We start from the raw sequence: 23,249 nt of genomic DNA, 5'->3' as shown, positions 1-23,249 counted from the left end.
ATATCTGATACGCGGCCAGTCATGCACTGGCCGCGCATTTTTCTGGGGAAGTCATGGTGAACGCGGAATATGGGCCGTTTGGTCGCGCAGTGGCGGTCAGCCTTGTGGCGTTGTTAATCGGCTGCAACTCAGCGACCAGCGACAACAAGTCGGTTGCGCAGAATATTGAACAGTGGGAACTGCAACTTGACGATGCGAGCGATGGCGATGACTGGCCTGCCTTTGGCCGCACCTATGGCGAACAACATTACAGCCCCCTCGACCAGATCAACAGAGAGAATGTCAAGGATTTAGGTTTGGTCTGGGCGGTTGACCTGCCCCCTGGCAATCCAGCAACCGGGCCGATCGAAGTGGATGGCACCGTTTATCTGGCAAGTGGATACTCGGTTGTGCGCGCCATTGACGTTGCAACCGGCAAGGTCAAATGGACTCATGATCCCAAAGCTCCCGAAGCATCCGGCATTCGTTTGCGACAGGGGTGGGGCAGTCGCGGGATCGCCTATTGGAATCATAAGGTCATTACCGCTACGCAGGATGGACGGCTGATTGCGCTTGATGAACGCACCGGCGAGCCAGTCTGGACGGTCCAGACTCTGGCCGAAGGCGCGCCAATGTTTATTTCCGGGCCGCCACGGGTGTTCGACGGCAAGGTGATCATTGGCAACGCCGGCTCCGACGAGAGCGCTGTGCGCGGTTTTGTAACGGCGTTTGACGCCGACACCGGGCGCTCCCTGTGGAAATTCTACACTGTCCCCGGCAATCCCGCCAATGGCTTTGAGGATGCTGCGCAGGAAATGGCAGCAAAGACCTGGCACGGAGATTGGTGGACATATGGCGGCGGCGGGTCTGTCTGGAATGCGATGACCTATGACAAGGGGAACGACCAGATTTTGATCGGAACGGGCAATGGCGCGCCGTGGAATCACAAAATCCGGTCGATGGGAAAAGGCGATAATCTCTTCGTCTGTTCCATCGTCGCGCTGGATGCGAAAACCGGCAAATATAAATGGCACTATCAGATAAATCCCGGTGAAAGCTGGGATTTCAATGCCGCGATGGACATGGAACTGGCCGATCTGGTGATCGATGGAAAGCCGCGACAGGTGGTCATGACGGCACCCAAAAACGGCTTTTATTATGTCATAGACCGGCAGAACGGAAAGTTGATTTCGGCCGAACCCTTTGTGGAGGTCACCTGGGCAAAGGCGATTGACATCAAAACCGGCCGACCGATAGAAAATCCGGGCGTCCGGTACGAAAGTGGGAAAACCACGTTCCGGCCGACACCGCTCGGTGCGCATAGCTGGATGCCGATGGCCTATAATCCAAAGGCCGCTCTCACCTATATTCCTGCGATCGATCTTCAGGCGTCGTTCGACGATACCGGCATCACCCGCGAAAATTTCAAATTCGCCGGAGGGATGGGGCTTTCGCCGGGGGTCGGCTATTCAATTGATGCGGGTGGCAAGGATGTGACCGGATGGCTGATTGCCTGGGACCCGGTGGCGCAGAAACCACGCTGGAAGCTGCCGATGGAAACGCACGGCAATGGCGGCATCATGACAAGCGCAGGCATGCTCGTGTTTCAGGGACGACCCGACGGCGGATTTTCGGCGTATGACGCGGAAAACGGCAAGCGGCTCTGGAATTTCGATGCGCGGGCAGGCGTGGTGGCACCGCCTATCTCCTATCGGCACAAGGGGCGGCAATATGTCACGGTCGTAGCGGGTATCGGCACCAGCGTTGGTCTGTTTGGACCGATGTTCGCGCAATATGGCATAGACTACAGGACGCAGGCCCGGCGCGTGTTGACCTTCGCGATCGGCGGCACGCAACAATTGCCACCCCGCACGCCGTATAAGGCGACCGCGTTCAATGACCCGACGTTCAAGCCCGATGCGGCGATGGCGGCGCGGGGTGAAGCCATTTTCGGCGGGCGCTGTGCCGTTTGTCACGGGACATCTGTGATAGCGGGAGGCACGGCGCCGGATCTGCGCGGCTCCGCCGCCGTCGCAGATAAGGACAGCTTCACCCAGATTGTGGCCCATGGCGCACTGGTATCAGCCGGTATGCCGGAATTTGGCGAGTTTAAGCCTGACCAGATTGAGGCCTTGCGTCACTATATTCGGACGCGCGCAGCGGTCTTGAGAAGCGGTAAAAAGGATGAATCGGTCGGATCGGCGCACAAGACGGGCGAGTGATGCGATTATTGCATTTCAGGAGAATGATTGTCGTTCAGCATGGATGAGACCCTCGCGCGCGCATGATCTGCTTTTGCAATGTCACAAGGTGCGAAAGATATTGTTCGCGAACGGCATCGACAAGAACCAGCGCTGCCGTCTGTAAAAAGCAGGCATGAAGTTCCATGCGGCACAAAGCTGCGTCACACTGACCGAGCGACCAGCGGCGATAGACCAGAAATTCATGCATGACATGCGTGTCTATCACATATTCCAGGTCCAGATCGTCGCGGACATGGCCGATTTCCTGTTGCAGCAATAGCCAAGCCCGGAAGCGGGCGCGAGCGACAGATGTTAGTTCGCGCACCTCCAACTCGCGCGGTTCGGGCGCAAATACAAAATCGATGACGACCCGCGCATAAAGGCAGTCGCGTTCCAGTTCGCTGACCATCCAATCAAGTTCGGCAAAAACCACATCGAGCGTATAGGTCGCGTTGCGCCGGGCAATATGCGCTCGGACTTCGACCATCCGGTCGATCACCGTGGCACTGACCACCCCGTCCTTGTCCCCGAACAGGCGATAGACGGTTCGTTGCGCAACGCCTGCATCTTCAGACAAACGCCGGATCGTCAAGGCCGCTACACCCCCTTCGCCCAGCAGCCGATGGGCGGTGTCGACGACTCGTGCACGCCGCAATGTCATCGCCGGGCTGGTGTAGCGGCGGCGGGCCGACTCTTTTTTCACAGACTCTTTTTGCACCGCACGATGTTCCTCATAGCGCATATATTGGCCCCCCTCCTGCATATTCATAGGCGCAAGCAGGAATGAAACCCTCAAATTCCGCATGACCTTGCTGCGTCGCAGAAAAACAAATCATACATGACTGTTTTTTATCTCTTCACAAAAATGAACATATGTACTCATTTGTTGGTGTCGAGCGAAAATGCCGACGCTGATTCGAACTGCCGCCCGGTGAGATGGCAGTCGGTTGGAGGGGAAGAACATGATAAGCAGGACACATCTGAATTGCGTCTTCAAATCTTTCGCTGCCGGTCTGCTGGTCAGCACCAGTCCGGCCGCTCTAGCCCAAGGCACACCGGCGCAGGCGCAAGCGGTGCCGCAGCAATCGGTCGGCCTTGAAGATATTGTTGTCACCGCCCGGCGCATTTCGGAATCGCTTCAGGACACGCCGGTCGCGGTTTCGGCCTTCACGTCCGCCGCCATCGAAAATAAATTCGCCACGGATATTCGTGCGCTGGCTGGCGACGTGCCCAATGTCGTCATCACCAACGTGCCGGGCTTCAACGCGGCGTCGATCGGCATTCGTGGGCAATCGACCGGCGATATCATCCTGACCTTCGAGCCAGCCGTCGCGGTGGTGGTTGACGACTTCGTTCTGGCGCACGTTCAGACACAACTATTCGACCTGTTTGACATTGAACGGATCGAGGTGCTGCGCGGGCCACAGGGCACCTTGTTTGGTAAGAATACGGTCGGTGGCGTCGTCAACGTCATCACCAAACGGCCAGAGCCCGGTTTCAGCGGCGAGGTGCGGCTTGGCTATTCCAGTTTCAACACCAAGGATGTGAAGGCCGCCGTCAACATTCCGTTCACCGACAATCTCTATCTCCGGGCTGCCGGCTCCTTCCAGGAAAGTGACGGCTTCTACCGGCTGACGAAGAATAATGACGTCGATGGCATTCAGGGCGTGCCGGGGCGCGGTCAGCGTTGGCCAGGCACACGCTATTTCAGCGGTCGCGCGAAATTATTGTGGGAGCCATCGCCCGACACTGACATCATGCTCACTTACGAGATGCTGCGGGATCGTGGGGATTCCCCGCCTTCCGTTAATGAGACACCACCCGGCTTCCTGTTCGATGTGGTCGGATTCCCTGGCATTCAGACGACTGGCGCCAGTCCCTTTGATACCGGCACCACCCTGTGCGCGGGTTCCGCCTTGGCACCGACCTGTGTCGGAACGCTGGACGGCCACCGCGTCGATGTCGATGGCATCTATTTGCGCGGCGAACACAATATCGATGGCGTGGGCGGTATCACTTTGGTGGGTGGATGGCGGCGGGTTCGTTCCGAATTGCCTTCCGACTATACAGGTGAAAATGCCTATCTGTTCGTGTCAACGCGCGAAGATACCCGTAAGCAATATAGTCTGGAAGGCCGCTTCAGCTCCGACTTCTCCGACGTTCTCAAATTCACGGTCGGGGCCATGTATTGGGGTCAGACACTTGACGCCAATGCGACGAGCTTCCTTGGCTTCCTGCGTTTCCTGGGCGACCCGACGGCCCTGACAGACCCGAACCAGTCGACCGCCAATTATAAGGTCGATTCCTATGCCGTTTTCGGCGAGGCGGAATATAAGGTCGCAGACCCCTTTTCGGTCTTTCTGGGTGGGCGATACACAAAGGAAAGCAAAGATTTCTCAGTCCGGCCGCAGGTTCGCCGGTCGACCATCGCAACGGGTTTCTGGCCCGAATATAGCGATAGTGCCAGCTTCAGCAAACCGACCTTCCGCGGCGGATATCGCTGGGAAATATCGCCCGGCATCAACAATTACTTCACCTATAGCCAAGGCTATAAATCCGGCGGCTATAATGAACAGGCGATGTCCGCGACCTCAGCCTTGCCTTTCGCGGAAGAAACCGCCGACAGTTTCGAATTGGGTTTCAAGACAGAGACAGCCGATCGCCGCCTTCGCGTGAATGTCGCCGCTTTCTATGTGAAATATAATGACCTTCAGCGTGACGCGGTCGTGCCCTTCCTTGATCCGATTACCGGCTTGCCGGGCCAGGAAACGCGCACCACCAATGCTGGCAAGGCGGAGGTCAAAGGCATTGAGCTTGAGATTTCGGTGGCACCAGTCGCCGGGCTGACCCTCGGTGCGGCGCTTGGCTGGCAAAAGGCGAAATATAAGGAGTTCACTACGGATATTGATGGCGATGGCATCAATGACGACGCCTCCTTCCTGAAATTGCGCAATGCCCCCAACTGGACGGCCAGCGCCAATGCCCGCTACGAATTCCCGCCGACATCCTGGGGCACGGTGTCGATGAATGCCGACATCAACTACCAGTCCGAATATGAATCGACGACGTTGAACGCCGATTTTTCCCAAGGTCAGGCCCGGACACTTGTGGGGGCAAGCATTGGCTGGACCGACCCGTCGCAACGCTACCGCGTAGCGATCTTCGGCCGCAATTTGCTCGACGAAGTGTATCGCGTCTCGGCTAACTCGGTTGCTGGTCTGTTCAACTTCACCAATTACGCGCCCCCTCGTAGCTTCGGCATCGAAGGCGCGGTGAAGTTCTGAGGCGATGGCGGCGGTGCTCTCTCAATGGGCAGGTGGGCGACACCGCTCCCGCACCCTTCTCCCGGCTCGGCTTTCGGGCCGGGGGAAGGGGTCAGTGCAAATGATGCGGCCGTCCAATGGCTGTGGGTACCAGGTCGAAGGCAAAGCTGATGCGATCCTGCTGTCCCGCGAACGGCAATGTGGCGTGCCAGAGATAGGAGGGGAACAGGATCATGCGACCGGCCCGCGGCGGAAGTACTGTTACATCCCCGCCGCCGCCCAGTTCCGCAGGCAACATGCCGATACCAAAAGCACCTGCCTCTTCATTGTCTTCCTCGGCAAACGCCGGATAATAAACCCCCGAAAGCCAGTTGGGCGCGTGAATATGGGCCGAGACTTCGCCGCCAGGGGACAGGATCGTTCCCCACAAAGTCAACGTCCATTCCTTTGGTATCGCCGCGAGAAAGGGGTGATCGACCGGCAGGCCCGCCAGTCTCGCCCATTCCTGGGCCAGTTCGTCGGTGGCGATCTTCGCCAACATGCTGAGGGCAGGGGTCGGCGCACCGACCAGTTCGCCGCTTTGCCGTCCTTTCCGCGTGACCAGCCCGGCAGGCTCATAGGTGAGCGACGGGTGCATGGTCAGTTCTTCGACCAGCCTCTGATTGAAACTCTCCATATCCGCAAAGCCCGGCGCCGATGGAATGTCGTGGACCGTGACGAAGCGCTTCAGCCCCATCAGATCGTCGCGACCGGCGATGTCGTCCAAGCGCGTCAGTGCGGCCATTTTGAGAGCCAGGGGGGTGGTGATGCTTGGCTGCGTGGCGATCAGCCGATTGCATATATCGACCGCCGCCTTCGGTTCATCGGCGCGGATCAGGATGCGGGCCAGATTGACGCCGAGCGCATGATGAGGGGCCGCGAGGTCGAGTGCAGGCCTGAGCGCCGCCAGCGCCAACGAATAATCGCCCCTCTTCTCCAGCAAAAGGCCCAGTTGATTGGCCGCGCGAATATGGGTTGGCTGGCCTTGCAATATGGCGCTCAGCAAGGTTTCGGCTTCCCTGTCTTCGCCCATATTGGCCAGCGCGTCAGCCAGGTTGATCATACTATCGCCATGCCCCGGCCGCAGCCGCAAGGACTGGCGATAGCAAGCAATCGCCTCCTGCCAGCGGCTAAGCCCGGCCAAGGCGACACCCATATTGGTCAGCGCGTCGGGATGATCGCCAGCCTGCTCCAATATCGGCAGCGCGTCCTCGCAACGACCCGCGGCTATCAGGCACGATCCAAGGTTGGACAGCGTAGCGGGATGCCCTGGGCGCAGTCGCAAAGCGGTCTCGAACGCGGCGCAGGCGGCATCGAACTTTCCGTCATTTTTCAGGGCAACGCCCAGATTCTGGTGACGCGCCGGATTGCCGACATCAACGTCTCTGGCATGGCTGAACATGGCGATGGCAGTTCGGGTCTCGCCTGTCCGCTGCGCCACGATGCCAGCCAGCGTCAGGGCATCAGCGTCGTCATGCCGCTGGGCGAGAAGACGATCAATCAGCGGCTTCGCGGCAGCAGGGCTGGGGCCCTGCGCGATGCGCGCCGCCTCTTTCAACAAATCCCCCCACATGGCGAAAGGTCCTTTTTATGATTGGCGTCATCATGCATGTCCGCACAAAGCCTGACAAGACAGACGAATTTATAGCATTGACGACCCAGTTGCAGCGGGACGTTCATGCCAATGAGCCGGACACCTTGCTGTTTCAGGTGTTGCGGTCGCAGGGCGATCAGAACAGCTTTGCCTTTATGGAGCTTTTCACTTCGGAGGAAGCGCGCAAAGCCCATGCCCGGCAACCCTATCATGTCGCCATGTCGGCAGCAGGCTATGCCTGCCTGGAAGGCGAACCGGACATACGCAGCTTTGATCCTCTGGGCCAACTTGCCCTGACGGGAGCCGTGGCATGACGGGCGCGCTTGAAGGACGCATCGCGCTGGTCACTGGATGCACCGGCGGCATCGGCAGCGAAATTTCCCGCCAGCTTGCAGTCGCGGGCGCAACCGTTGTTGGCGCTGACCTGCCCGACCGGCCTGCGGACTGGAGCGGCGCCGACTATCTGAAGCTCGATGTTACCGACGAAGGCTCGTGGCAGGATGCTGTCGCTGCTGTCGACCAGAAGTTCGGGCGGCTGGATATTCTGGTCCATGTCGCGGGTATCGTCGTCGTCGAAAAGATGGAGACAACGACGATCGACCAGTGGCGCAAGCAAATGGCGGTGAACGTCGACGGCGTGTTCCTTGGCACCAAGAGCGCGACGGCGCTCTTGCGTCGGTCCGGCGAAAATTTGCCGCATGGCGCGTCGGTCATCGTGATATCCTCCGTCGCCGGCAAGATCGGCTCTCCCCTTCACGTCGGCTATTGCACGTCGAAAGGGGCCGCTACGCTGTTCGTGAAAGCCTGCGCGATGGAATTTTCCGCCCTCGGCTACAAGATCCGGGTCAATTCGGTTCATCCAAGCGGCGTCAAGACGGGCATGGTCGATCACATCCTGCAGCGCCTCGTCGACAATGGTTTTGCCGCCAGCGTTGAGGAAGCCGCAGCCGGACTGGCCCCCGCGCATCCGATCGGACGCATGGCCGATCCGATCGACATAGCCAAGACCGTGCGCTTTCTGGCGTCGGATGAGGCAGGTTATATGCATGGCTCCGAGCTCATCGTCGATGGCGGGTTCACAGCCCAATGAGCAACCTGGCTGGAAAAGTGGCGCTGGTCACTGGTGGCACCAGCGGCATCGGCGCTGCGGTATCGGCGCAATTGTCGGCAGCGGGCGCTCGCGTCGCGGTGCTGTCCAATGCGCCGCGTGAGGAACTGGACGAAGCAGTGGCTTCGGGCTGCATCGCCTGGGGTGAGCAAGTGGATATTGCTGACGCAGAGGCCGTTGTGCAAGCCGTGGGCCGGATCGAACAAGAGCTTGGGGCCGTCAGGCTTCTGGTCAATAACGCAGCTATCTGGGCGTCCAACCCGGTCCCGGAAAGCCCGATCGCACTGTTCGACCGCCATATCGACATCAATCTCAAGGGCAGCTTTTACGTTACCCAGGCAGTGCTGCCGGGCTTGATCGGGGCTGGCGGCGGGGCCATCGTCTTTATCGGATCGGTCAGCGGCATCGCTGGCCGCGCTGGCGACAGCGCCTATAGCGCATCAAAGGCCGGTGTTGCCATGCTTGCCCGTACGCTGGCCACCGAACTTGGACCGCGCGGGGTCAGGATCAATTGCGTCTGCCCTGGCGCGGTTGCAACACCTTTAACGGCCGGCCTGCGCACCCCGGAGGGCGAGCAGGCCATCGCCGCCTTGATGGATGGCCATCCCAGCCCACGACGGGCCTTCTTCATGGAGCCGGAGCAGATCGCCAATCTGGTCTGCTTCCTGCTCGATGATCGGTCGAGCGCAGTCCACGGTGCGGTGATCCCTGCGGACGAAGGCCTGACCGCAACCATGTGATGACGCAATGACAAGAGAGGATAAGCTGATGACAATCGCGCACGATCCAGGAAAGACCGGCGATCTCATCGTCAACATTCACGATTGCCGACCCGTGACGCTGGGAGCGGGAACGACCATCCGTCTGTTGCGATACAGTGAAGAGACGGGTGACTGGGTGCTGTGGGTCCAGATGGAACCGGGCGCAACCTTCGCGCCGCACTGGCATCTGGGCCATGGCCAGTATTTCGTGACCAAGGGGGAACTGATCTACGATGTCGGATCGGCCCCGGCGGGCACCTATGGCTATGAGCCCATCGGATCGCGCCACAGCGAAGCGCGCTGCGAGGAAGTCACAGAATATCTGTTCATGGGGCATGGGGCGGTGGCCTTCACCGATGAAGAAGGGGGCATCCGCTTCATTCTCAACCACGAATATCTGCGCGACGTTGCGCGTGGGGACGTGGCGTCCGACATTTCAAACGACGCGATGGAGCAGGCGGCATGACGGCAACCGGCAATCCTCGCGCCGAAAGATTGCGGACGATCATGGTGGAGGAGGGACTGGATGCCGTCGTGCTCAGCCATCCGCACGATGTGCGCTATGCCACGGGCTATCATTCCATTCTGGAACGCTGGGGCCAGATGGAGGCCATGGCCGCAGCGATTGTCTATGCCGATCCAGCCAAGCCGCTGACATTGGTGATCCCGGAGGCCAATCTGGGATTGGTTGCGGTGCTCAATCGCGACGGTGATGCCTGCACGTTCGGGGAAATCCGGACATTTGACATGCTGAATTTCTGCGAGGTCAGTCGCTATATCGACCCTGACCGGCCTGTCACGCAGCTTGGCAGGGATGCCGGTGAATTGATGCCTGCGATTGCGGGTCGCTGCCAACCCGATGTGACGGCGGCCATTGCGGTGGCGCTTGCCGACCACGGCATGGCGGGCAAGGCGATAGGCTTTGATGAACATCGCGTATCGGCACGGATCGCGGCTGCCGTGCCGCATGATTATCGCGACATATTGGACCTCATGATGCGCGCCCGCGTGGTCAAGACCGCAGAGGAACTGACGCGCTATCGCAAGGTCGGCCTGCTCGCGGACCAGATCATCGCCTATGCCGGATCGCTGTTGCACGAAGGGGCCGACTGGAATGACGTGCAGGCCCGCATCTGCGATTTCATGGTGCGGCACGCGGTCATCCCGGTGGATGAAGGTGCCATGCTGTTCGGCGGTGCCTATGAAGCGGATGAATTCATTCCCGACCTGTTCCGTACCCGCGGCAATCGGACCTTGCGCCGTGGCGACATAGTGATCCTTGAAACGCAGGGCATTCATGACGGCTTCTGGGTGGATATCAATCGCACGGCGATGATCGGACCGCCCAGCGATGCCTATCGGCGTCAGCATGACATATTGCGCGATGCCTTTTTGAAAATGGTCGATCATCTGCGACCGGGCGTGTCCACCGCCAGCCTGCCGCAGATTGGCTATGACTATTTGAAAGCGCACGGCGTCGCGACACCTGAAAAGCTGCTGGTCGTCGCGCATGGGATTGGCCTCATGCCGCTGGAAATTCCCTTGCCTTATCCCGCCGCTGGCCTCGCCGGGGTCAAGCAGGGCTTCATCATGGAGGAAAATATGCTGATCTCGCTCGACAGCCTGTATTTCGGCGCAAAGCTGGGACCATGCCACATGGAAAATGTCTATGCCATCACGGCCCAGGGTCCTGAACCCATGTATGCTGCGCCGCTGGAACTGATCGAAGCCCCGGCAACACGGGAGCTGACCGATGCATGAAGGGCAAGCACAGATTGGCGACAATGATCGCCGGCTCGAAAAATATCGGCGCATGCAGCGTATCCGCCAGTTCGAAACCAAGGCGGAGAATATTCACGCTGCTGGCGAGATACCGGGCGCGCTGCACACTTATGCCGGCATGGAAGCGTCGGGTGTGGGCGCGTGTATGGCCTTGCGGAATGACGATTATATGGTCGGCACCCACCGCAGTCACGGCCATCCCATTGCCAAGGGTGCCGCGCTGCGCCCGCTGATGGCGGAACTGCTGGGGAAGGTGACCGGCATTTGCAAAGGCAAGGGCGGGTCGATGCACCTTTCCGACTTTTCGGTTGGCAGTTTGGGCGAAACCAGCATCGTCGGGTCAGGCGGTCCGGTCGCTGCAGGCGCGGCATTGGGAGCCAAGCTTCAGGGACTGGATCGCGTTGCCCTCTGCTTCTTTGGCGATGGCGCATCAAGCGAAGGCGCGATTCATGAAGGCATGAACCTGGCGGCGGTGTGGAAACTACCTGCGATTTTCGTGTGCGAAAATAATCGCTTTGGCATGTCGACGCCGACCAGCGCCGCCGTCGCGGGCGCGCATGTGGCGGATCGAGCGCATGGCTACGGCATTCCCGGCGTTATCGTTGATGGGCAGGATGTCGATGCGGTCGAGCAGGCGGTGCGCGAAGCAGTTGACCGGGCGCGTGCGGGCAAGGGACCGACGCTCATTGAAACGAAGACATATCGCTATGCCGATCATGCGGTCAATATGGGCCGTGACCTGACGCCGCGCGGGCCTGAACATGACGAGTGGGTGGGACGCGACCCCATCCAACTCTATCGGACGCGGCTGCTCCAGGACGGGGTAACCGAAACGGCGTTGACCGACATTGAGGAAGCAGTGGCGCAGGAGGTGGCCGACGCGCTGCAATATGCCCGCGACAGCGCCTATCCAGTGTTCGAAGAAGCGTTCGACCATGTTTTTGTCGATCGCCTGCCCATCCCCGACGATGTCCGCGCGCACGCCTGACCAGGAGACGAAAATGGCAAAGATCACATTTCTGGAAGCGATTCAGCAAGCGCAGGCCGAAGAACTGGAACGCGACCCGCGCGTGTTCATGATGGGCGAAGATATCCGGTGCAATGTTTTTGGCACGACTACCGGCTTCGTCGAGCGGTTCGGGGAAGAGCGCATCCGTGACACCCCCATCTCGGAAAACGGGTTCATCGGCGCAGCAGGCGGCGCAGCGATGGTCGGCATGCGCCCCATTGTCGATGCGACGCTTTCCTCCTTCCTTTATCCCGCCATGGATCAGATCTGCTCCATCATCGCTAAGTCGCGCTATATATATGGCGGTCAGGCCAAGCTCCCGCTCGTGATCCGTTCCTGCATGTTCTACGGCAACAGCAATGCGGCGCAGCATAGCGATCGCCCTTATTCGATGTTCATGAACATGCCGGGGCTGAAAATCATCGCGCCATCGGACCCCGCAGACATGAAAGGGCTGTTGAAGGCAGCGATACGGGATGATGACCCGGTGCTCTGCTTTGAAGACGGCACATGCTGGATGGCAAAGGCTGATGTGCCGGATGACCCGGATTTCCTGGTGCCGATCGGTAAAGGTGACGTAAAGCGGGAGGGCACCGATCTCACCATCATCGCTATTGCGGGCGGCGTGCCCACCGCGCTCAAGGCCGCGCGACAGCTAGCAGCGGACGGCATTTCCGCGGAAGTTATCGATCCGCGCACGCTGGTGCCGCTCGACCGGGACATGATCCTCAAATCGGTGCGCAAGACGGGGCGGGCGATCTGCGTCGATCCCGCCCATCGCACCTGTAGCGCCGCAAGCGAGATAGCGGCGACGATCGTGGAGCAGGCATTCGATGCGCTGCGCGCGCCCGTCATCCGCGTCACGACACCGGACACGCATCTCCCCTTCAGTCCGCATATCGAAAAGCCGCTCTATCCGACTGTGGATCGCATCGTCGCTGCGGCCCGTCGCATTGTCGGCGCGCCCGTCGCCCCGCAACCGGCTTGAGGAGAAGACCATGGCTGAGCATATAATGGTGCTGCCCCAATATGGCATGGGCATGCAGGATGGCGAAATCATACGCTGGCTGAAGGCTGAAGGGGACTTAGTGGCCGAAGGCGAAACGCTGGTTGAGGTCGAGGCGGCCAAGACGACGGTCGAAGTGCCAGCGCCCGTCGGCGGGACGCTGACACGGATCATAGCGGTAGAGGGAGAGACGGTGGATGTCCGTGCGCCCATTGCTGCCATCGAAACCGCCTGAGCGCTGCGAACGATGCACGCGGGAACGACGCACAAGCGATCCATGCCTTGGCCACGCTGGATTATCGGCACCATAATTTTCTTGATTGGCATCACCCTGCTGGCGGGTGGGGGCTATCTGATTATGTTGGGTGGCTCCGCTTATTATCTGCTCGCGGGCCTTGCCTGCGCGGCGGCGGCTATCCTTATGGTGCGCGGCGACAGGCGGGGCCTGTGGCTCTATGGCGCAATGCTTGGCTGCACCCTGCTATGGTCGATATGGGAAGTGGGCGGGGCGTTCTGGCAATTGCTCCCACGACTGGCGGGACCAACCGTCATTGGACTATTCCTTGCCCTGCCGCCTGTGCGTCGCTGGCTTACGCCAACGGCCGACGGCGTGACGCGCTATGCCTGTACCGTCACCGCCGGGGTATCGTTTCTGTTGCTTGCCGTCAGTTTTGCCCTTGTTCCGACCTTCGATGTCAGACCTGTGGCCGCGAATGCCAATGCCGGCGGCGTTGCTGCCCAGGCTGACCGCATGGCGACCGACTGGCGCAATTATGGCGGCACCGCAGGCGGCCTGCGCCATTCCGGCGCGGCGCAAATCACCCCCGCCAATGTCGCGCGACTGGAACCGGCATGGTCTTTCGAAACCGGCGACACCCGCGCGAAACGGCCGGAGATAAATAGTATCAGCTTCATGGCAACGCCACTGATGGTGGATGATCGCGTCTATTTCTGTTCGCCGACAGGAAAGATATTCGCGCTGGATGCCGACAGCGGCCAGCAATTGTGGATGCGCGATCCCCAAACCGTGATCGGCAATGCCCAGATGCTCAACTGCCGTGGCGTCTCCTACCATGAAGATCTTGCCGCCGCAGGCCTTTGTGCAAAGCGCATCATCAGCATGACCGTGGATGGCCGACTGCTTGCGAGCGATGCGGCGACCGGCCGCCCTTGTGTGGATTTCGGCCGGGACGGGACAGTCAATTTGAACGAGGGGCTGGGCAGCACAGACCCGCTGCGCTCCTATACATCCTCCCCGCCAGCCATTGTCGGCGACGTTGCTATTCTCGGTTCCTATGTCCGGGACAATTACAGCAAGGATGATCCGTCCGGCGTGGTGCGGGCGTTCGACGTCAGGACAGGAGCCTTGCTATGGGGCTGGGACAGCGGGCGTCCGGACGATGCGCCCATGCCGGCCCCCGGCGAGCAATGGACACGCGGGTCCGTCAACGCCTGGAGCGTGTTCAGCGCCGACCCGGCACTCGGTCTCGTATACCTGCCAACCGGCAATGCGACGCCTGATCATGTCGGCACGCATCGATCGCCGATGCTGGAACGCTATGCGAGTTCGATCGTCGCGCTTGACGTGCGCACCGGCCGGGTCCGGTGGCATTTCCAGACGGTGCGCCACGATCTGTGGGATTATGACGTGCCTGCCCAGCCGGTCCTGTTCGATCATATCGTAAATGGCCGGACCATAGCGGCGTTGGCTGCGCCGACGAAACAGGGCGACATCTACATCCTTGACCGCGCGACCGGACGGCCTTTGACGCCGGTGGTTGAACAGACGGTGCCGCGCGGCACCATAGCGGGCGAACCCTATGCCGCCAGCCAGCCGCGCGTTAAGGGGTTTGCCAGCTTCACGCCGCCCGATCTGACCGAGACAGATATGTGGGGTGCTACGCCGCTCGATCAGCTCTGGTGCCGCATCCGTTTCCGCTCGCTGGATTATAAGGGCCTCTACACGCCGCCATCGGAGCGTGGCGCGCTGCAATGGCCTGGGACGTTCGGCATCTTGAATTGGGGCAGTGTCAGCATTGACCCGAACCGTCGATTGATGATCGTCAATGCCTCGGCCATTCCGCAGGAAGTGCGCCTGTTTCGCCATGGCACGGCCGGCGATCGCCCGGCGCTGGCAAAGGACTCACACGCACCGGGCTATCTGCCCCAGACGGGCACGGACTATGGTGTCAGCCTGCTGCCCATGCTCTCGCCGCTTGGCATTCCCTGTGAAGCGCCGCCATGGGGGAAGCTCGCTGCCGTGGACCTCACCACTGGACGCCTTGCCTGGCAGAGGACCTTGGGCACGACGGCTGACTCTGCCCCGCTCGGTATTGCCGTGCCGGGCTCCTTCAATCTCGGCGGATCGGTCAATACAGCGAGCGGCCTGACCTTCATAGGAGCCGCGATGGACAATCAACTGCGCGCCTTTGATACGGCGAGCGGAAAACTATTATGGAGTGGCCGTCTGCCTGCGGGCGGGCAGGCAACGCCGATCAGCTATGTGTCACGCAAAACCGGGCGCCAATATGTCGTCATAGCTGCTGGCGGCCACGCCTATATGGGCACGACGCCGGGCGATCATGTCGTCGCTTTTGCCTTGCCTAAACCCTAAAGCGTGCGTCGCGGCGCTTGGCCGTCCCATGTCGCTGCTGCCGTGCGGATCATGTCGAACATCTCGATCATCGGCGGCAGCGGCGCGATCAGTTCAACGAGCGGCCCGTCGCCATCCATTCGGGTATCCAGATAAGCAAAGCGCGACAGGGGAAGGCTCCCCTCCAGCACAATGGGCACATCGGCATGCTGCGCATGCGCGATCGCGGCATCATAATCATCGACCCATGTGCCCAGATGATGCACGCCGCTCCTGCCGCTTTTCAGAAATTCGGTGTAGGTTGACGGCGCGCTACCGGGCTGGATCAATTCGATCATCGTGTCGCCGCTATAACTGACGGCAACGCCGCTGAAGAGAGGATGGTCCAATGCGACGGCTTCGCCATCGACGCTCAGCGATTCCAAGGGCAGCGGCAGGGGAAATTCGAAAAAGGGTCCGACGCCCACTTTCTTCGTCCAATATTCTATCGCGACATCGATATCGGGAACGACATAGGCGATCTGGAACGTGCGACCATAAAAACGGCTCATGGCAATCCTCTCTCCTTGCGCCGTCAATTCGCCTTGTTTGACAAGCCGCCTCTTGCGCTTCCAATAAAAACAGTCATGATTGTTTTGTTAAAATTGTCCACCCCTAATGTGGAGTCGGCCGCCACGAGCCGACCAGGGGCGTGTTGAGGAGAGGCATGGCCATGATGAAGCTCGATTTCGATGACTGGAACATCCACGTCGGAAAGCCCCATCCGTTTAACGATCGCGTAAAGCCGATCGATAATGGCACGGATCGGCCGGACCCGGCGCGCTATCATGATCCCGCATTCATGGCGGAAGAATGGGATAAGGTGTTCGCGCGAAGCTGGCTGTTGGCGGGGCCAGCATCCGACATTCCCGAACCCGGCGACTTCTTCACGTTCGAGATTGGACCTGAGAATTTCATCATCGTGCGCGGCGACGATGGGGCTGTGCATGCGCATTATAATGTCTGCCCGCATCGGGGAAGCCGTCTGGTGACCAGCCAATTCGGTTCGCTCGACCGCTTTACCTGTCCGTTCCATTCGTGGAAGTTCGACCTGGAAGGCCATAATATCGCCGTCACTGATGAGGAGACGTTCCGCCCGGAAGTGTTATGCCATAAGCATGACCTGACATCGGTGCGTTGCGAAGAGGCGGTCGGCCTCATCTTCCTTTCCATGGATAGCGAGATTGAGCCGCTCCATGATTGGCTCGCGCCCATATTGCCGCAGCTTGAGCTGTATCAGATCGACCAAATGTATGTCGTTCAGCATCGACGGTCGGACTGGGGTTCCAACTGGAAAGGCGGCGTCGATGCCTTCGCCGAAATCTACCATCTCCATGCCGTCCATCCCCAGACCCAGTGCCTCATGGATGACCGCACCCAGATCGACCTGTGGTCCGGAGGCCTCTCGCGCCAGTTCGTTCCCTTCGCGCAGCCGGCGGCGCGTTATGCCGATCAGGAAACGGTCAACCCCGGTATTCAGATGATGTTGCGCGACGCCGGTATTGATCCAGCGACCTTCAACGGAACTGCAGCGGAAACACGACATGCCGTGCAGCAAGCCAAGCGCCGCCGCTCCGACCAGCTCGGTCTTGGCTATGAACGGTTCAGCGACAGCCAGTTGAGTGACTCCGTTGTCTATTCACTCTTTCCCAACGTTCAGATCGGCTGTCATCCCGAAGCGATTTTCCTGCATCGCTTCGTGCCCCATGCCACTGATCCCAATCAGTTCACCTATGACACCTGCATATTATATCGGCATGTCGATGCACCCGGCTATGGCGCGCCAGCCTGGATGGGACTTGGCGAGGATGTGGATCTGAGCGGCGCGACTCGGCCCGACATTATCCACACGAAGCTGGGCGAGCCGCCTTGTCTTGGCGAGGTGCTGGATCAGGATTCGGAACTTTTGCCCATCGTTCAGGCCGGGGCAAGATCGCGCGGGTTCAAGGGACCGTTATGGAGCGAACAGGAAGGGCGCCTGCGTCATTTTCATGCTGAACTTGATCGTCGGATGGGAAAGCGGCCATGAATTATGATCCGCGCGCATGGGCTGTCCATAAAGGGTCCGAACATCCGTTCGACCAGGCGGCGTCGCCGATTGATAATGGCACTGAACGGCCCGACCCGTCGCGCTATACCGCGCGCGCCTTTTTCGAGCGGGAATGGCACCGGGTTTTCACCCGTAGCTGGCTGCTTGCCGCCCCGGCAAGCGATGTGCCGGAACCGGGCGACTGGGTGAAGTTCGACATCGGCCCGGAAAGTTTCATCATCGTACGGCAGGAGGATGGCTCGGTCGCGGCCCACTATAATGTCTGCCCGCATCGCGGCAGTCAGCTTGTCAGCGGAGACATGGGCAGCCAGGACAGTTTCACCTGTCCCTTCCATAGCTGGCGGTTCGGCATTGACGGTCATAATCAGCATGTGACCGATGCCGAAACCTTCCGGCCTGAAGTGCTTTGCCACGGCACGGATCTCAGCTCCGTACGGGCCGAGGAAGCCGTTGGCCTCATATTCATCTGCATGAGCGACGATGCGCCGCCGCTTGCTGATTATCTGGCGCCGGTGCTGCCAATGCTGGAAACCTATCGCATAGACCGGATGCATGTGGTCCAGCATCGCCGATCGGATTGGGCTGCCAACTGGAAGGGCGGCATTGATGCTTTTTACGAAAGCTATCATCTGCATGCCATCCATCCGCAGACGATGGGGGTCATCGACGATCGGACGCATATCGACCTGTTTCCCGGCGGCCTGTCGCGTCAATTCGTACCCATGGCCCAGCCCAATTCTCATTTCGCTGATCAGACCGGGATCAATCCGGGCATAGCCGCGCTGCTGAAAGATGCAGGCATTGATCCTGAGGAATTTGAGGGCAGCGCGCAGGATAGTCGCGCGGCCGTAGCAGATGCAAAGCGGGAGCGGGCCGCGCGCATTGGCCTAGATTATTCACATTTTTCGGATGCCCAGCTCACCGACAGCACGATTTTTGGCATTTTCCCCAACGCCCAGATCGGCTGCCATCCTGAGGCGGTATTTCTTCACCGTTTCAAGCCGCACGCGACTGATCCTGAACAGTTCACCTATGAAACCACGATCCTCTACCGCCATGTCGATGCGCCCGGCTATGGCGCGCCCGGCTGGATGGGCCTTGGCACCGACGTTGACGTGACCGGAGCGACCCGGCCGGAGGTCGTGCACACCGGCCTTGGTGAACCGCCCGGAATGGGGGAAGTACTCGACCAGGATTCGGACCTGCTTCCGATCGTTCAGGCCGGCGCGCGATCGCGTGGCTTCAAAGGGCCTTTATGGGGCGAACAGGAGGCGCGGCTGCGCCACTTCCATGCCGAACTCGACCGCTGGCTCGAACGAAAATGACGGGGCGGGCAGGGGCCTTTCCGCCCCTGCTACTATCTTGCATCAGAAGGGGCGGATGGTGACCCCATTGTCGATCACCAACTCGGCGCCCGTGATGAAGCGCGATTCATCGGAGGCGAGGAATACTATAAGCGCGCCCACATCCTTGGGATGGCCCGGCGTTCCGGGCGGCAATATGCCGTCGGGTATGTCCCTGGGCTGATCGACGCGCCCCTCCGCTGTCTGCACCATCGGCGTCTCGATCGCGCCGGGATGGACGGAATTACAACGGATCTTATACCCCTTTTCCTGGCACATGACCGCGATTGACTTGGTCATCGAACGGACCGCGCCTTTCGCGGCCGAATAGGCAAAGAAAATGGGATAGCCAAGCAGAGCACCCGTCGAACTCATATTGATGATCGATCCGCCATCGCCTTTGTTCATCAGCGGAATGGCATATTTGCAGCCCAGAAACACGCCATCGGTCATGATCGCGTTGACCCAGCGAAACTGTTCGAGCGTGGTATTTTCAACGTCGGCGCTTAGCACCACACCGGCATTGTTGACCAATATGTCGAGCCGCCCCATCCGCTGTTCGATTTCCGCCATCACGCCAATCCATTGCGCTTCATCGGCAACGTCGAGCGCCATGGCGATCGCACCGTTGCCAATCCGGTCGGCAACGGCCTGCGCTGTGTCCAGTTTGACATCGGTTACGACGACCCTGGCACCTTCACGCGCCAGCGCTTCGCAATCGGCGGCGCCCAGTCCTGACCCGCCGCCAGTCACCAGCGCGACCTTGTCCTTTACCCGGTCCATTCTGCTCTCCTGCATTTTCATTCATTTGCGCGCCTGTGTCGGTGCGTCAGGTTCAGGCCGCGCCGTCATCCCGGAAATAGTCCGGCATTCCCGCTGGCCAGATGACGCCCCATTGCGCCTGCCCGCCGTCGATGACGAGCAGATCGCCGTTGATGAAGCGTGCGGCGGGGGATGACAGATAAGCGATCGCCTCCGCGACATCCCATGCATTCCCGCGCATTTTCATGGGGTTCGCCTTGTGAAACCGCGCCAGCGCCTCTTCGGGATACATGCGGAAACCTTCTGTCTCAATGACGCCGGGGCCGATGCAGTTGACACGGATATTCCACTGCGCCCACTCCGTCGCCAGCGTTTTGGACAGGTAGATGACACCGGCACGGGCAGCACAGGTATGGGCGGCCTGGGGCATGCCCCGCTCGACATTGGCAACGATATTGATGATGTTCCCCGGCTTCCCGTCGGCGCGCCAGCGCTTGGCGGCTTCCTGCATCATCCACCAGGTGCCGTTGAGATTGGTGTCGATAACCGCCAGCCAGCCTTTGCGCGAAAAATCAATGGCATCCTGGGGGAACTGCCCGCCGGCATTGTTGACGATGGTGTCCAGGCTGCCGAAATGGTCATGAACCCGCCCGATCAGCGCCTCGACGGCGTCGGCATCGCGGATATTGGTGGGGACGGCCAGCACGTCGCGATCCGTCGCCGCGCGAATGAAATCGACCGTCGCCTGCAATTTTTCCGGGTCGCGCCCGCAGATCGTCACCTGCGCGCCAAGTCTGGCCGCCAGATAGGCCGCCGCCTTGCCCATGCCGCTGCCTGCACCTGTAATCAGGATACTCTGTCCAGCCAGCAGGTCATCGCGATAGATGGTTGATTGCGCCTGCAGCGCATCCTCGTCCAGCCCGCGGGCCGGGCGGTCGGTTCCGTCATCTTCGGGGCGGAATATCCGGGGCGTAAAGATTTTCGAGGCGTCCAAATCCATATCCTTGCGAATCGCGGTACGGGCGGCAACCGCCGCTGTTGATCCCGAACCCGACGCAAGGGTAGCGCTGCGAGATCAAAAAGACAAACAAGATTGTTTTATGATTTGCCCGCCGTCGCCCGTGCCGTAGCAGGCATGATCGCGCGTATCTGGTTTTCAAGATGGGTCAGCATCATCGGGACTTTTTCGCGATCCATCGCGCCGGTCTGAACCGCGATCGCCATCCCCTCCATGATGGTTTGCGACAGGCTCATCGCCAAGTCGAACTGCGTCGGCGAATCGCCCCATTCGGGGAATAGGGCGTGCGCCTGTGCGTTGAAGCGATCGCGAAACTCCTCCTGCAATGGCAAAAGAATGTCGGCGAGTTCCTTGTCGGTACGTGCTGCCACCGCCAGTTCATGAAAGGCAATGAAGGCGGGCTTCTGTACTTGCGCCCAATAGGTTTCGACCAGCGTGTCGACATCATGTTCTTCGGGCCGTTCGGCCGCCCGTCTGAATGCGCGCAGGCGCTTTTCATGCAGTTCGATGATCGTCGCCTTGATCAGCGCGGCACCATTTTCAAAATGATGCATCATCGCCCCGCGAGAGAGGCCAGCTTCCTTGGCGACACGGGGGGTCGTCGTGTTGGCATAGCCATGCTTTACAATACATCGCACCGTCGCTTCGAGTAACCGGCTGCGCGTCTGCGCGGCCTTGGCCGCCTGCAGCGTCCCGCCATTGCTTCTTGTCGCGGCGGGCTTTGTCGATGCGGTTGTGCGGGTGCGGGAAAGGGCCATCTGAATCGCCTGGTTACTGTGCTGCGCTATACTATATTCTGATTCGCTTACGCCCATGACGGCGGGCGACGCAAGCATGTCGGGTCAATGACAATATGGCCCAGGGTGCAGGCACCGCGCGGGACGTGCAGGATATTGGAAATAATAAAAACATACATGACTGATTGTATTTTGCGCAGTCGTTGATAATCTCACGCGAAACAAAGGGGCGTGCCGTCCGGCACAGGCACCCCTAAGAATGAGGAGAGCGACGCATGGGAGACGGACCGATCCTGACGATGGGTGCCATGATCAGGGCATCGTCGGCACGCCATGGCGACAGGGAAGCGATTGTCTTTCCCGACACCCGCCTGACCTATAGCGAGCTTGATCGGCAGGCAACCAAATGGGCCAAGGCTTTGGTTGCAATGGGCGTTCAGCCAGGAGACCATGTTGGCATCCTGCTGCCGACATGCGTCGAGTTTATCACGGCTTTCTATGGCATTGCTATGGCGGGCGGCGTCGCCGTGCCGATCAACGCGCGCTATCAGGCCGGCGAACTCGGCTATGTGGTCGCCAATGCCGACCTTGTTACGGTCATCACGATCGGCAAGGTTGCCGACGGTCTGGACTTCAGCGACCGGCTGGATACAGCGCTGCCTTCGCTTCGTCAGGCGGCTGATCCCTGGCGGCTTTCCTTGCCCGAATCACCGCGTTTGCGCAGCGTCATCTGCCTCGACGATCATTGCGCGCCCTATCTGCTGCGTGCCGCCGATGCCATGGCTGCGGGCGCGCAGGTTGCGGACGCGGAAATAGCTGCCCGTATCGTCGCTGTATCGCCCGCCGATATCGCGATGATCCTCTACACGTCCGGCACGACCGCCAATCCCAAGGGCGCGATGATCAGCAATCGGGCGCAGGTCGCCAACAGCCGTAACCTGGGCCGTCGCTATGAATGTACGCAGGAGGACAAGGTCTGGTCCCCGCTTCCCATCTTCCATATTGCGGGCATTCTGCCGATGACGATGATCCTGGATCTGGGCGGCGTCTACATGACGATCCCCCGCTTCGATCCGGGCGTCGGGTTGCAGATGCTGGGACGAGAAGGCGCGACGGTCGCCTATCCCAGCTTCGTCACCATCATGCAGGACCTGATAACGCATCCCTCCTTCGCGCAAACCGACCTGTCGCGCTTGCGCGTGATGAACTCCAATTTCGCGGTTCAGCCCGAATGGATCAAACTGGCCGTGGCAGAAGCGATGCCGCACACGATCCAGGTTGGCACCTATGGCCTGACGGAGGCGGCGGGCACTGTGTCCACCAGTCGCTTGTCGGATAGCTATGAGGTCCGCACCGGACGATGTGGCGTGCCGCTGGATGAGTGGCAGGTGCGGATTGTCGATCCGGAAACCGGCGTGGACTGCGGCCCGTCGCAGCAGGGTGAAATCGTCCTTGGCGGGCCCAATATCCTCATGGGCTATTATAACGCGCCGGAAAAGACCGCGGAGGCCATATGCGACGGCTGGTTCTACACTGGCGATATCGGCTCCATCGATGCTGACGGCAATCTCATGTTCCATGGCCGCACCAAGGACATGCTCAAGGTGGGCGGCGAGAATGTTGCCGCGGCCGAGATAGAGGCGATGCTTCAGACGCACCCTGCTGTCAAACTGGCGCAGGTCGTGGGCATCCCGGACGACCGCTATTGCGAGATACCGGCCGCTTTCATCGAACTGGCGGAAGGTACTGAGGCGACACCGCAGGAACTGATCGACCATTGCCGCGGCAGAATCGCCAGTTTCAAGCTGCCCCGTCACATTCGCTTCGTGACGGAATGGCCGATGTCGACATCGAAAATCCAGAAATTCCGGCTTCGTGACGCCTTGATCGTTGATTTGCAGACGGCCTAGCGGCCAATAAAAA

20 protein-coding genes are annotated in these 23,249 nt (G+C 60.1%); 14 read left to right on the top strand and 6 right to left on the bottom strand.

All coding sequences use genetic code 11. The features are described 5' to 3' along the window. Window positions 1-53: 53 nt before the first annotated feature. Window positions 54-2,201, top strand: coding sequence for a PQQ-dependent dehydrogenase, methanol/ethanol family (locus tag V2I08_RS10880; protein ID WP_349635116.1), 2,148 nt, complete (start codon window positions 54-56; stop codon window positions 2,199-2,201). A 34-nt stretch (window positions 2,202-2,235) separates the two neighbouring features. On the opposite strand, the gene V2I08_RS10875 is transcribed toward V2I08_RS10880, so the two are convergent. Then, window positions 2,236-2,925 (bottom strand): helix-turn-helix domain-containing protein, encoded by a 690-nt coding sequence (locus V2I08_RS10875; protein WP_349635115.1) that lies wholly within the window; start codon window positions 2,923-2,925, stop codon window positions 2,236-2,238. 259 nt (window positions 2,926-3,184) lie between these two features. Here V2I08_RS10875 and V2I08_RS10870 point away from each other — a divergent pair, with 259 nt between their 5' ends. Further along, window positions 3,185-5,506 (top strand): TonB-dependent receptor, encoded by a 2,322-nt coding sequence (locus V2I08_RS10870; protein ID WP_349635114.1) that lies wholly within the window; start codon window positions 3,185-3,187, stop codon window positions 5,504-5,506. A gap of 91 nt (window positions 5,507-5,597) precedes the next feature. Here V2I08_RS10870 and V2I08_RS10865 read toward each other — a convergent pair whose 3' ends face one another. Further along, window positions 5,598-7,097 carry a tetratricopeptide repeat protein gene (locus V2I08_RS10865; protein WP_349635113.1) on the bottom strand — a complete coding sequence of 500 codons (1,500 nt, stop codon included), beginning with the start codon at window positions 7,095-7,097 and terminating at the stop codon, window positions 5,598-5,600. 17 nt (window positions 7,098-7,114) lie between these two features. Here V2I08_RS10865 and V2I08_RS10860 point away from each other — a divergent pair, with 17 nt between their 5' ends. The 9 genes from V2I08_RS10860 to V2I08_RS10820 are packed head-to-tail and all read left to right on the top strand — an operon-like array spanning window position 7,115 to window position 15,398. After that, window positions 7,115-7,432 (top strand): antibiotic biosynthesis monooxygenase, encoded by a 318-nt coding sequence (locus V2I08_RS10860; RefSeq protein ID WP_349635112.1) that lies wholly within the window; start codon window positions 7,115-7,117, stop codon window positions 7,430-7,432. Further along, window positions 7,429-8,208, top strand: a complete 780-nt coding sequence (locus V2I08_RS10855; protein WP_349635111.1) for an SDR family oxidoreductase — start codon at window positions 7,429-7,431, stop codon at window positions 8,206-8,208. Before V2I08_RS10860 ends, V2I08_RS10855 begins: the two co-directional genes overlap by 4 nt. Next, window positions 8,205-8,966: an SDR family oxidoreductase gene (locus V2I08_RS10850; protein WP_349635110.1), complete on the top strand. Its 762-nt coding sequence runs from the start codon at window positions 8,205-8,207 to the stop codon at window positions 8,964-8,966. Before V2I08_RS10855 ends, V2I08_RS10850 begins: the two co-directional genes overlap by 4 nt. A gap of 28 nt (window positions 8,967-8,994) precedes the next feature. Then, window positions 8,995-9,453, top strand: a complete 459-nt coding sequence (locus tag V2I08_RS10845; RefSeq protein ID WP_349635109.1) for a cupin domain-containing protein — start codon at window positions 8,995-8,997, stop codon at window positions 9,451-9,453. Further along, window positions 9,450-10,748, top strand: a complete 1,299-nt coding sequence (locus tag V2I08_RS10840) for a M24 family metallopeptidase (RefSeq protein WP_349635108.1) — start codon at window positions 9,450-9,452, stop codon at window positions 10,746-10,748. The genes V2I08_RS10845 and V2I08_RS10840 overlap by 4 nt, the downstream gene beginning before the upstream one ends. After that, window positions 10,741-11,757 carry a thiamine pyrophosphate-dependent dehydrogenase E1 component subunit alpha gene (locus tag V2I08_RS10835; protein WP_349635107.1) on the top strand — a complete coding sequence of 339 codons (1,017 nt, stop codon included), beginning with the start codon at window positions 10,741-10,743 and terminating at the stop codon, window positions 11,755-11,757. Before V2I08_RS10840 ends, V2I08_RS10835 begins: the two co-directional genes overlap by 8 nt. A gap of 13 nt (window positions 11,758-11,770) precedes the next feature. Then, window positions 11,771-12,766: a transketolase C-terminal domain-containing protein gene (locus V2I08_RS10830; protein WP_349635106.1), complete on the top strand. Its 996-nt coding sequence runs from the start codon at window positions 11,771-11,773 to the stop codon at window positions 12,764-12,766. Between the two features lie 10 nt (window positions 12,767-12,776). Further along, complete coding sequence (locus V2I08_RS10825) at window positions 12,777-13,019, top strand: biotin/lipoyl-containing protein (protein ID WP_310222370.1); 243 nt, start codon at window positions 12,777-12,779, stop codon at window positions 13,017-13,019. A 12-nt stretch (window positions 13,020-13,031) separates the two neighbouring features. After that, window positions 13,032-15,398: a membrane-bound PQQ-dependent dehydrogenase, glucose/quinate/shikimate family gene (locus V2I08_RS10820; RefSeq protein WP_349635105.1), complete on the top strand. Its 2,367-nt coding sequence runs from the start codon at window positions 13,032-13,034 to the stop codon at window positions 15,396-15,398. Here V2I08_RS10820 and V2I08_RS10815 read toward each other — a convergent pair. Continuing rightward, window positions 15,395-15,928, bottom strand: coding sequence for a VOC family protein (locus tag V2I08_RS10815; RefSeq protein ID WP_349635104.1), 534 nt, complete (start codon window positions 15,926-15,928; stop codon window positions 15,395-15,397). The genes V2I08_RS10820 and V2I08_RS10815 overlap by 4 nt on opposite strands. A 164-nt stretch (window positions 15,929-16,092) precedes the next feature. On the opposite strand from V2I08_RS10815, the gene V2I08_RS10810 reads away from it, so the two are divergent. Together V2I08_RS10810 and V2I08_RS10805 are read left to right on the top strand one after the other, a co-directional pair. Beyond that, window positions 16,093-17,445, top strand: coding sequence for an aromatic ring-hydroxylating dioxygenase subunit alpha (locus tag V2I08_RS10810; protein WP_349635157.1), 1,353 nt, complete (start codon window positions 16,093-16,095; stop codon window positions 17,443-17,445). Further along, window positions 17,442-18,791: an aromatic ring-hydroxylating dioxygenase subunit alpha gene (locus tag V2I08_RS10805; protein ID WP_349635103.1), complete on the top strand. Its 1,350-nt coding sequence runs from the start codon at window positions 17,442-17,444 to the stop codon at window positions 18,789-18,791. Before V2I08_RS10810 ends, V2I08_RS10805 begins: the two co-directional genes overlap by 4 nt. 42 nt (window positions 18,792-18,833) lie before the next feature. On the opposite strand, the gene V2I08_RS10800 is transcribed toward V2I08_RS10805, so the two are convergent. The 3 genes from V2I08_RS10800 to V2I08_RS10790 form a co-directional block, all read right to left on the bottom strand. Next, on the bottom strand, window positions 18,834-19,592 hold the full coding sequence (locus V2I08_RS10800; protein ID WP_349635102.1) for an SDR family oxidoreductase: 759 nt from the start codon (window positions 19,590-19,592) through the stop codon (window positions 18,834-18,836). A 52-nt stretch (window positions 19,593-19,644) separates the two neighbouring features. Beyond that, on the bottom strand, window positions 19,645-20,571 hold the full coding sequence (locus V2I08_RS10795; RefSeq protein ID WP_349635101.1) for an SDR family oxidoreductase: 927 nt from the start codon (window positions 20,569-20,571) through the stop codon (window positions 19,645-19,647). Between the two features lie 98 nt (window positions 20,572-20,669). Beyond that, window positions 20,670-21,347, bottom strand: coding sequence for a TetR/AcrR family transcriptional regulator (locus V2I08_RS10790; protein ID WP_349635100.1), 678 nt, complete (start codon window positions 21,345-21,347; stop codon window positions 20,670-20,672). Window positions 21,348-21,601: 254 nt separating this feature from the next. Here V2I08_RS10790 and V2I08_RS10785 point away from each other — a divergent pair, with 254 nt between their 5' ends. After that, window positions 21,602-23,236: an AMP-binding protein gene (locus V2I08_RS10785; protein WP_349635099.1), complete on the top strand. Its 1,635-nt coding sequence runs from the start codon at window positions 21,602-21,604 to the stop codon at window positions 23,234-23,236. The last annotated feature ends 13 nt before the right edge of the window (window positions 23,237-23,249 follow it).

The organism is Sphingobium sp. MK2, assembly GCF_040170545.1.
In the GTDB taxonomy this organism is placed as follows: Bacteria; Pseudomonadota; Alphaproteobacteria; order Sphingomonadales; family Sphingomonadaceae; genus Sphingobium.
This window is presented reverse-complemented; position numbering and strand designations above follow the sequence as displayed.

Bases quoted from the DNA above. Each gene is read 5' to 3' on its own strand.
- V2I08_RS10880 (WP_349635116.1), top strand. From the start codon at position 54: ATGGTGAACGCGGAATATGGGCCGTTTGGTCGCGCAGTGGCGGTCAGC.
- V2I08_RS10870 (WP_349635114.1), top strand. From the start codon at position 3,185: ATGATAAGCAGGACACATCTGAATTGCGTCTTCAAATCTTTCGCTGCC.
- V2I08_RS10865 (WP_349635113.1), bottom strand. From the start codon at position 7,097: ATGTGGGGGGATTTGTTGAAAGAGGCGGCGCGCATCGCGCAGGGCCCC.
- V2I08_RS10860 (WP_349635112.1), top strand. From the start codon at position 7,115: ATGATTGGCGTCATCATGCATGTCCGCACAAAGCCTGACAAGACAGAC.
- V2I08_RS10855 (WP_349635111.1), top strand. From the start codon at position 7,429: ATGACGGGCGCGCTTGAAGGACGCATCGCGCTGGTCACTGGATGCACC.
- V2I08_RS10850 (WP_349635110.1), top strand. From the start codon at position 8,205: ATGAGCAACCTGGCTGGAAAAGTGGCGCTGGTCACTGGTGGCACCAGC.
- V2I08_RS10845 (WP_349635109.1), top strand. From the start codon at position 8,995: ATGACAATCGCGCACGATCCAGGAAAGACCGGCGATCTCATCGTCAAC.
- V2I08_RS10840 (WP_349635108.1), top strand. From the start codon at position 9,450: ATGACGGCAACCGGCAATCCTCGCGCCGAAAGATTGCGGACGATCATG.
- V2I08_RS10835 (WP_349635107.1), top strand. From the start codon at position 10,741: ATGCATGAAGGGCAAGCACAGATTGGCGACAATGATCGCCGGCTCGAA.
- V2I08_RS10830 (WP_349635106.1), top strand. From the start codon at position 11,771: ATGGCAAAGATCACATTTCTGGAAGCGATTCAGCAAGCGCAGGCCGAA.
- V2I08_RS10825 (WP_310222370.1), top strand. From the start codon at position 12,777: ATGGCTGAGCATATAATGGTGCTGCCCCAATATGGCATGGGCATGCAG.
- V2I08_RS10820 (WP_349635105.1), top strand. From the start codon at position 13,032: ATGCACGCGGGAACGACGCACAAGCGATCCATGCCTTGGCCACGCTGG.
- V2I08_RS10815 (WP_349635104.1), bottom strand. From the start codon at position 15,928: ATGAGCCGTTTTTATGGTCGCACGTTCCAGATCGCCTATGTCGTTCCC.
- V2I08_RS10810 (WP_349635157.1), top strand. From the start codon at position 16,093: ATGAAGCTCGATTTCGATGACTGGAACATCCACGTCGGAAAGCCCCAT.
- V2I08_RS10805 (WP_349635103.1), top strand. From the start codon at position 17,442: ATGAATTATGATCCGCGCGCATGGGCTGTCCATAAAGGGTCCGAACAT.
- V2I08_RS10800 (WP_349635102.1), bottom strand. From the start codon at position 19,592: ATGGACCGGGTAAAGGACAAGGTCGCGCTGGTGACTGGCGGCGGGTCA.
- V2I08_RS10795 (WP_349635101.1), bottom strand. From the start codon at position 20,571: ATGGATTTGGACGCCTCGAAAATCTTTACGCCCCGGATATTCCGCCCC.
- V2I08_RS10790 (WP_349635100.1), bottom strand. From the start codon at position 21,347: ATGGCCCTTTCCCGCACCCGCACAACCGCATCGACAAAGCCCGCCGCG.
- V2I08_RS10785 (WP_349635099.1), top strand. From the start codon at position 21,602: ATGGGAGACGGACCGATCCTGACGATGGGTGCCATGATCAGGGCATCG.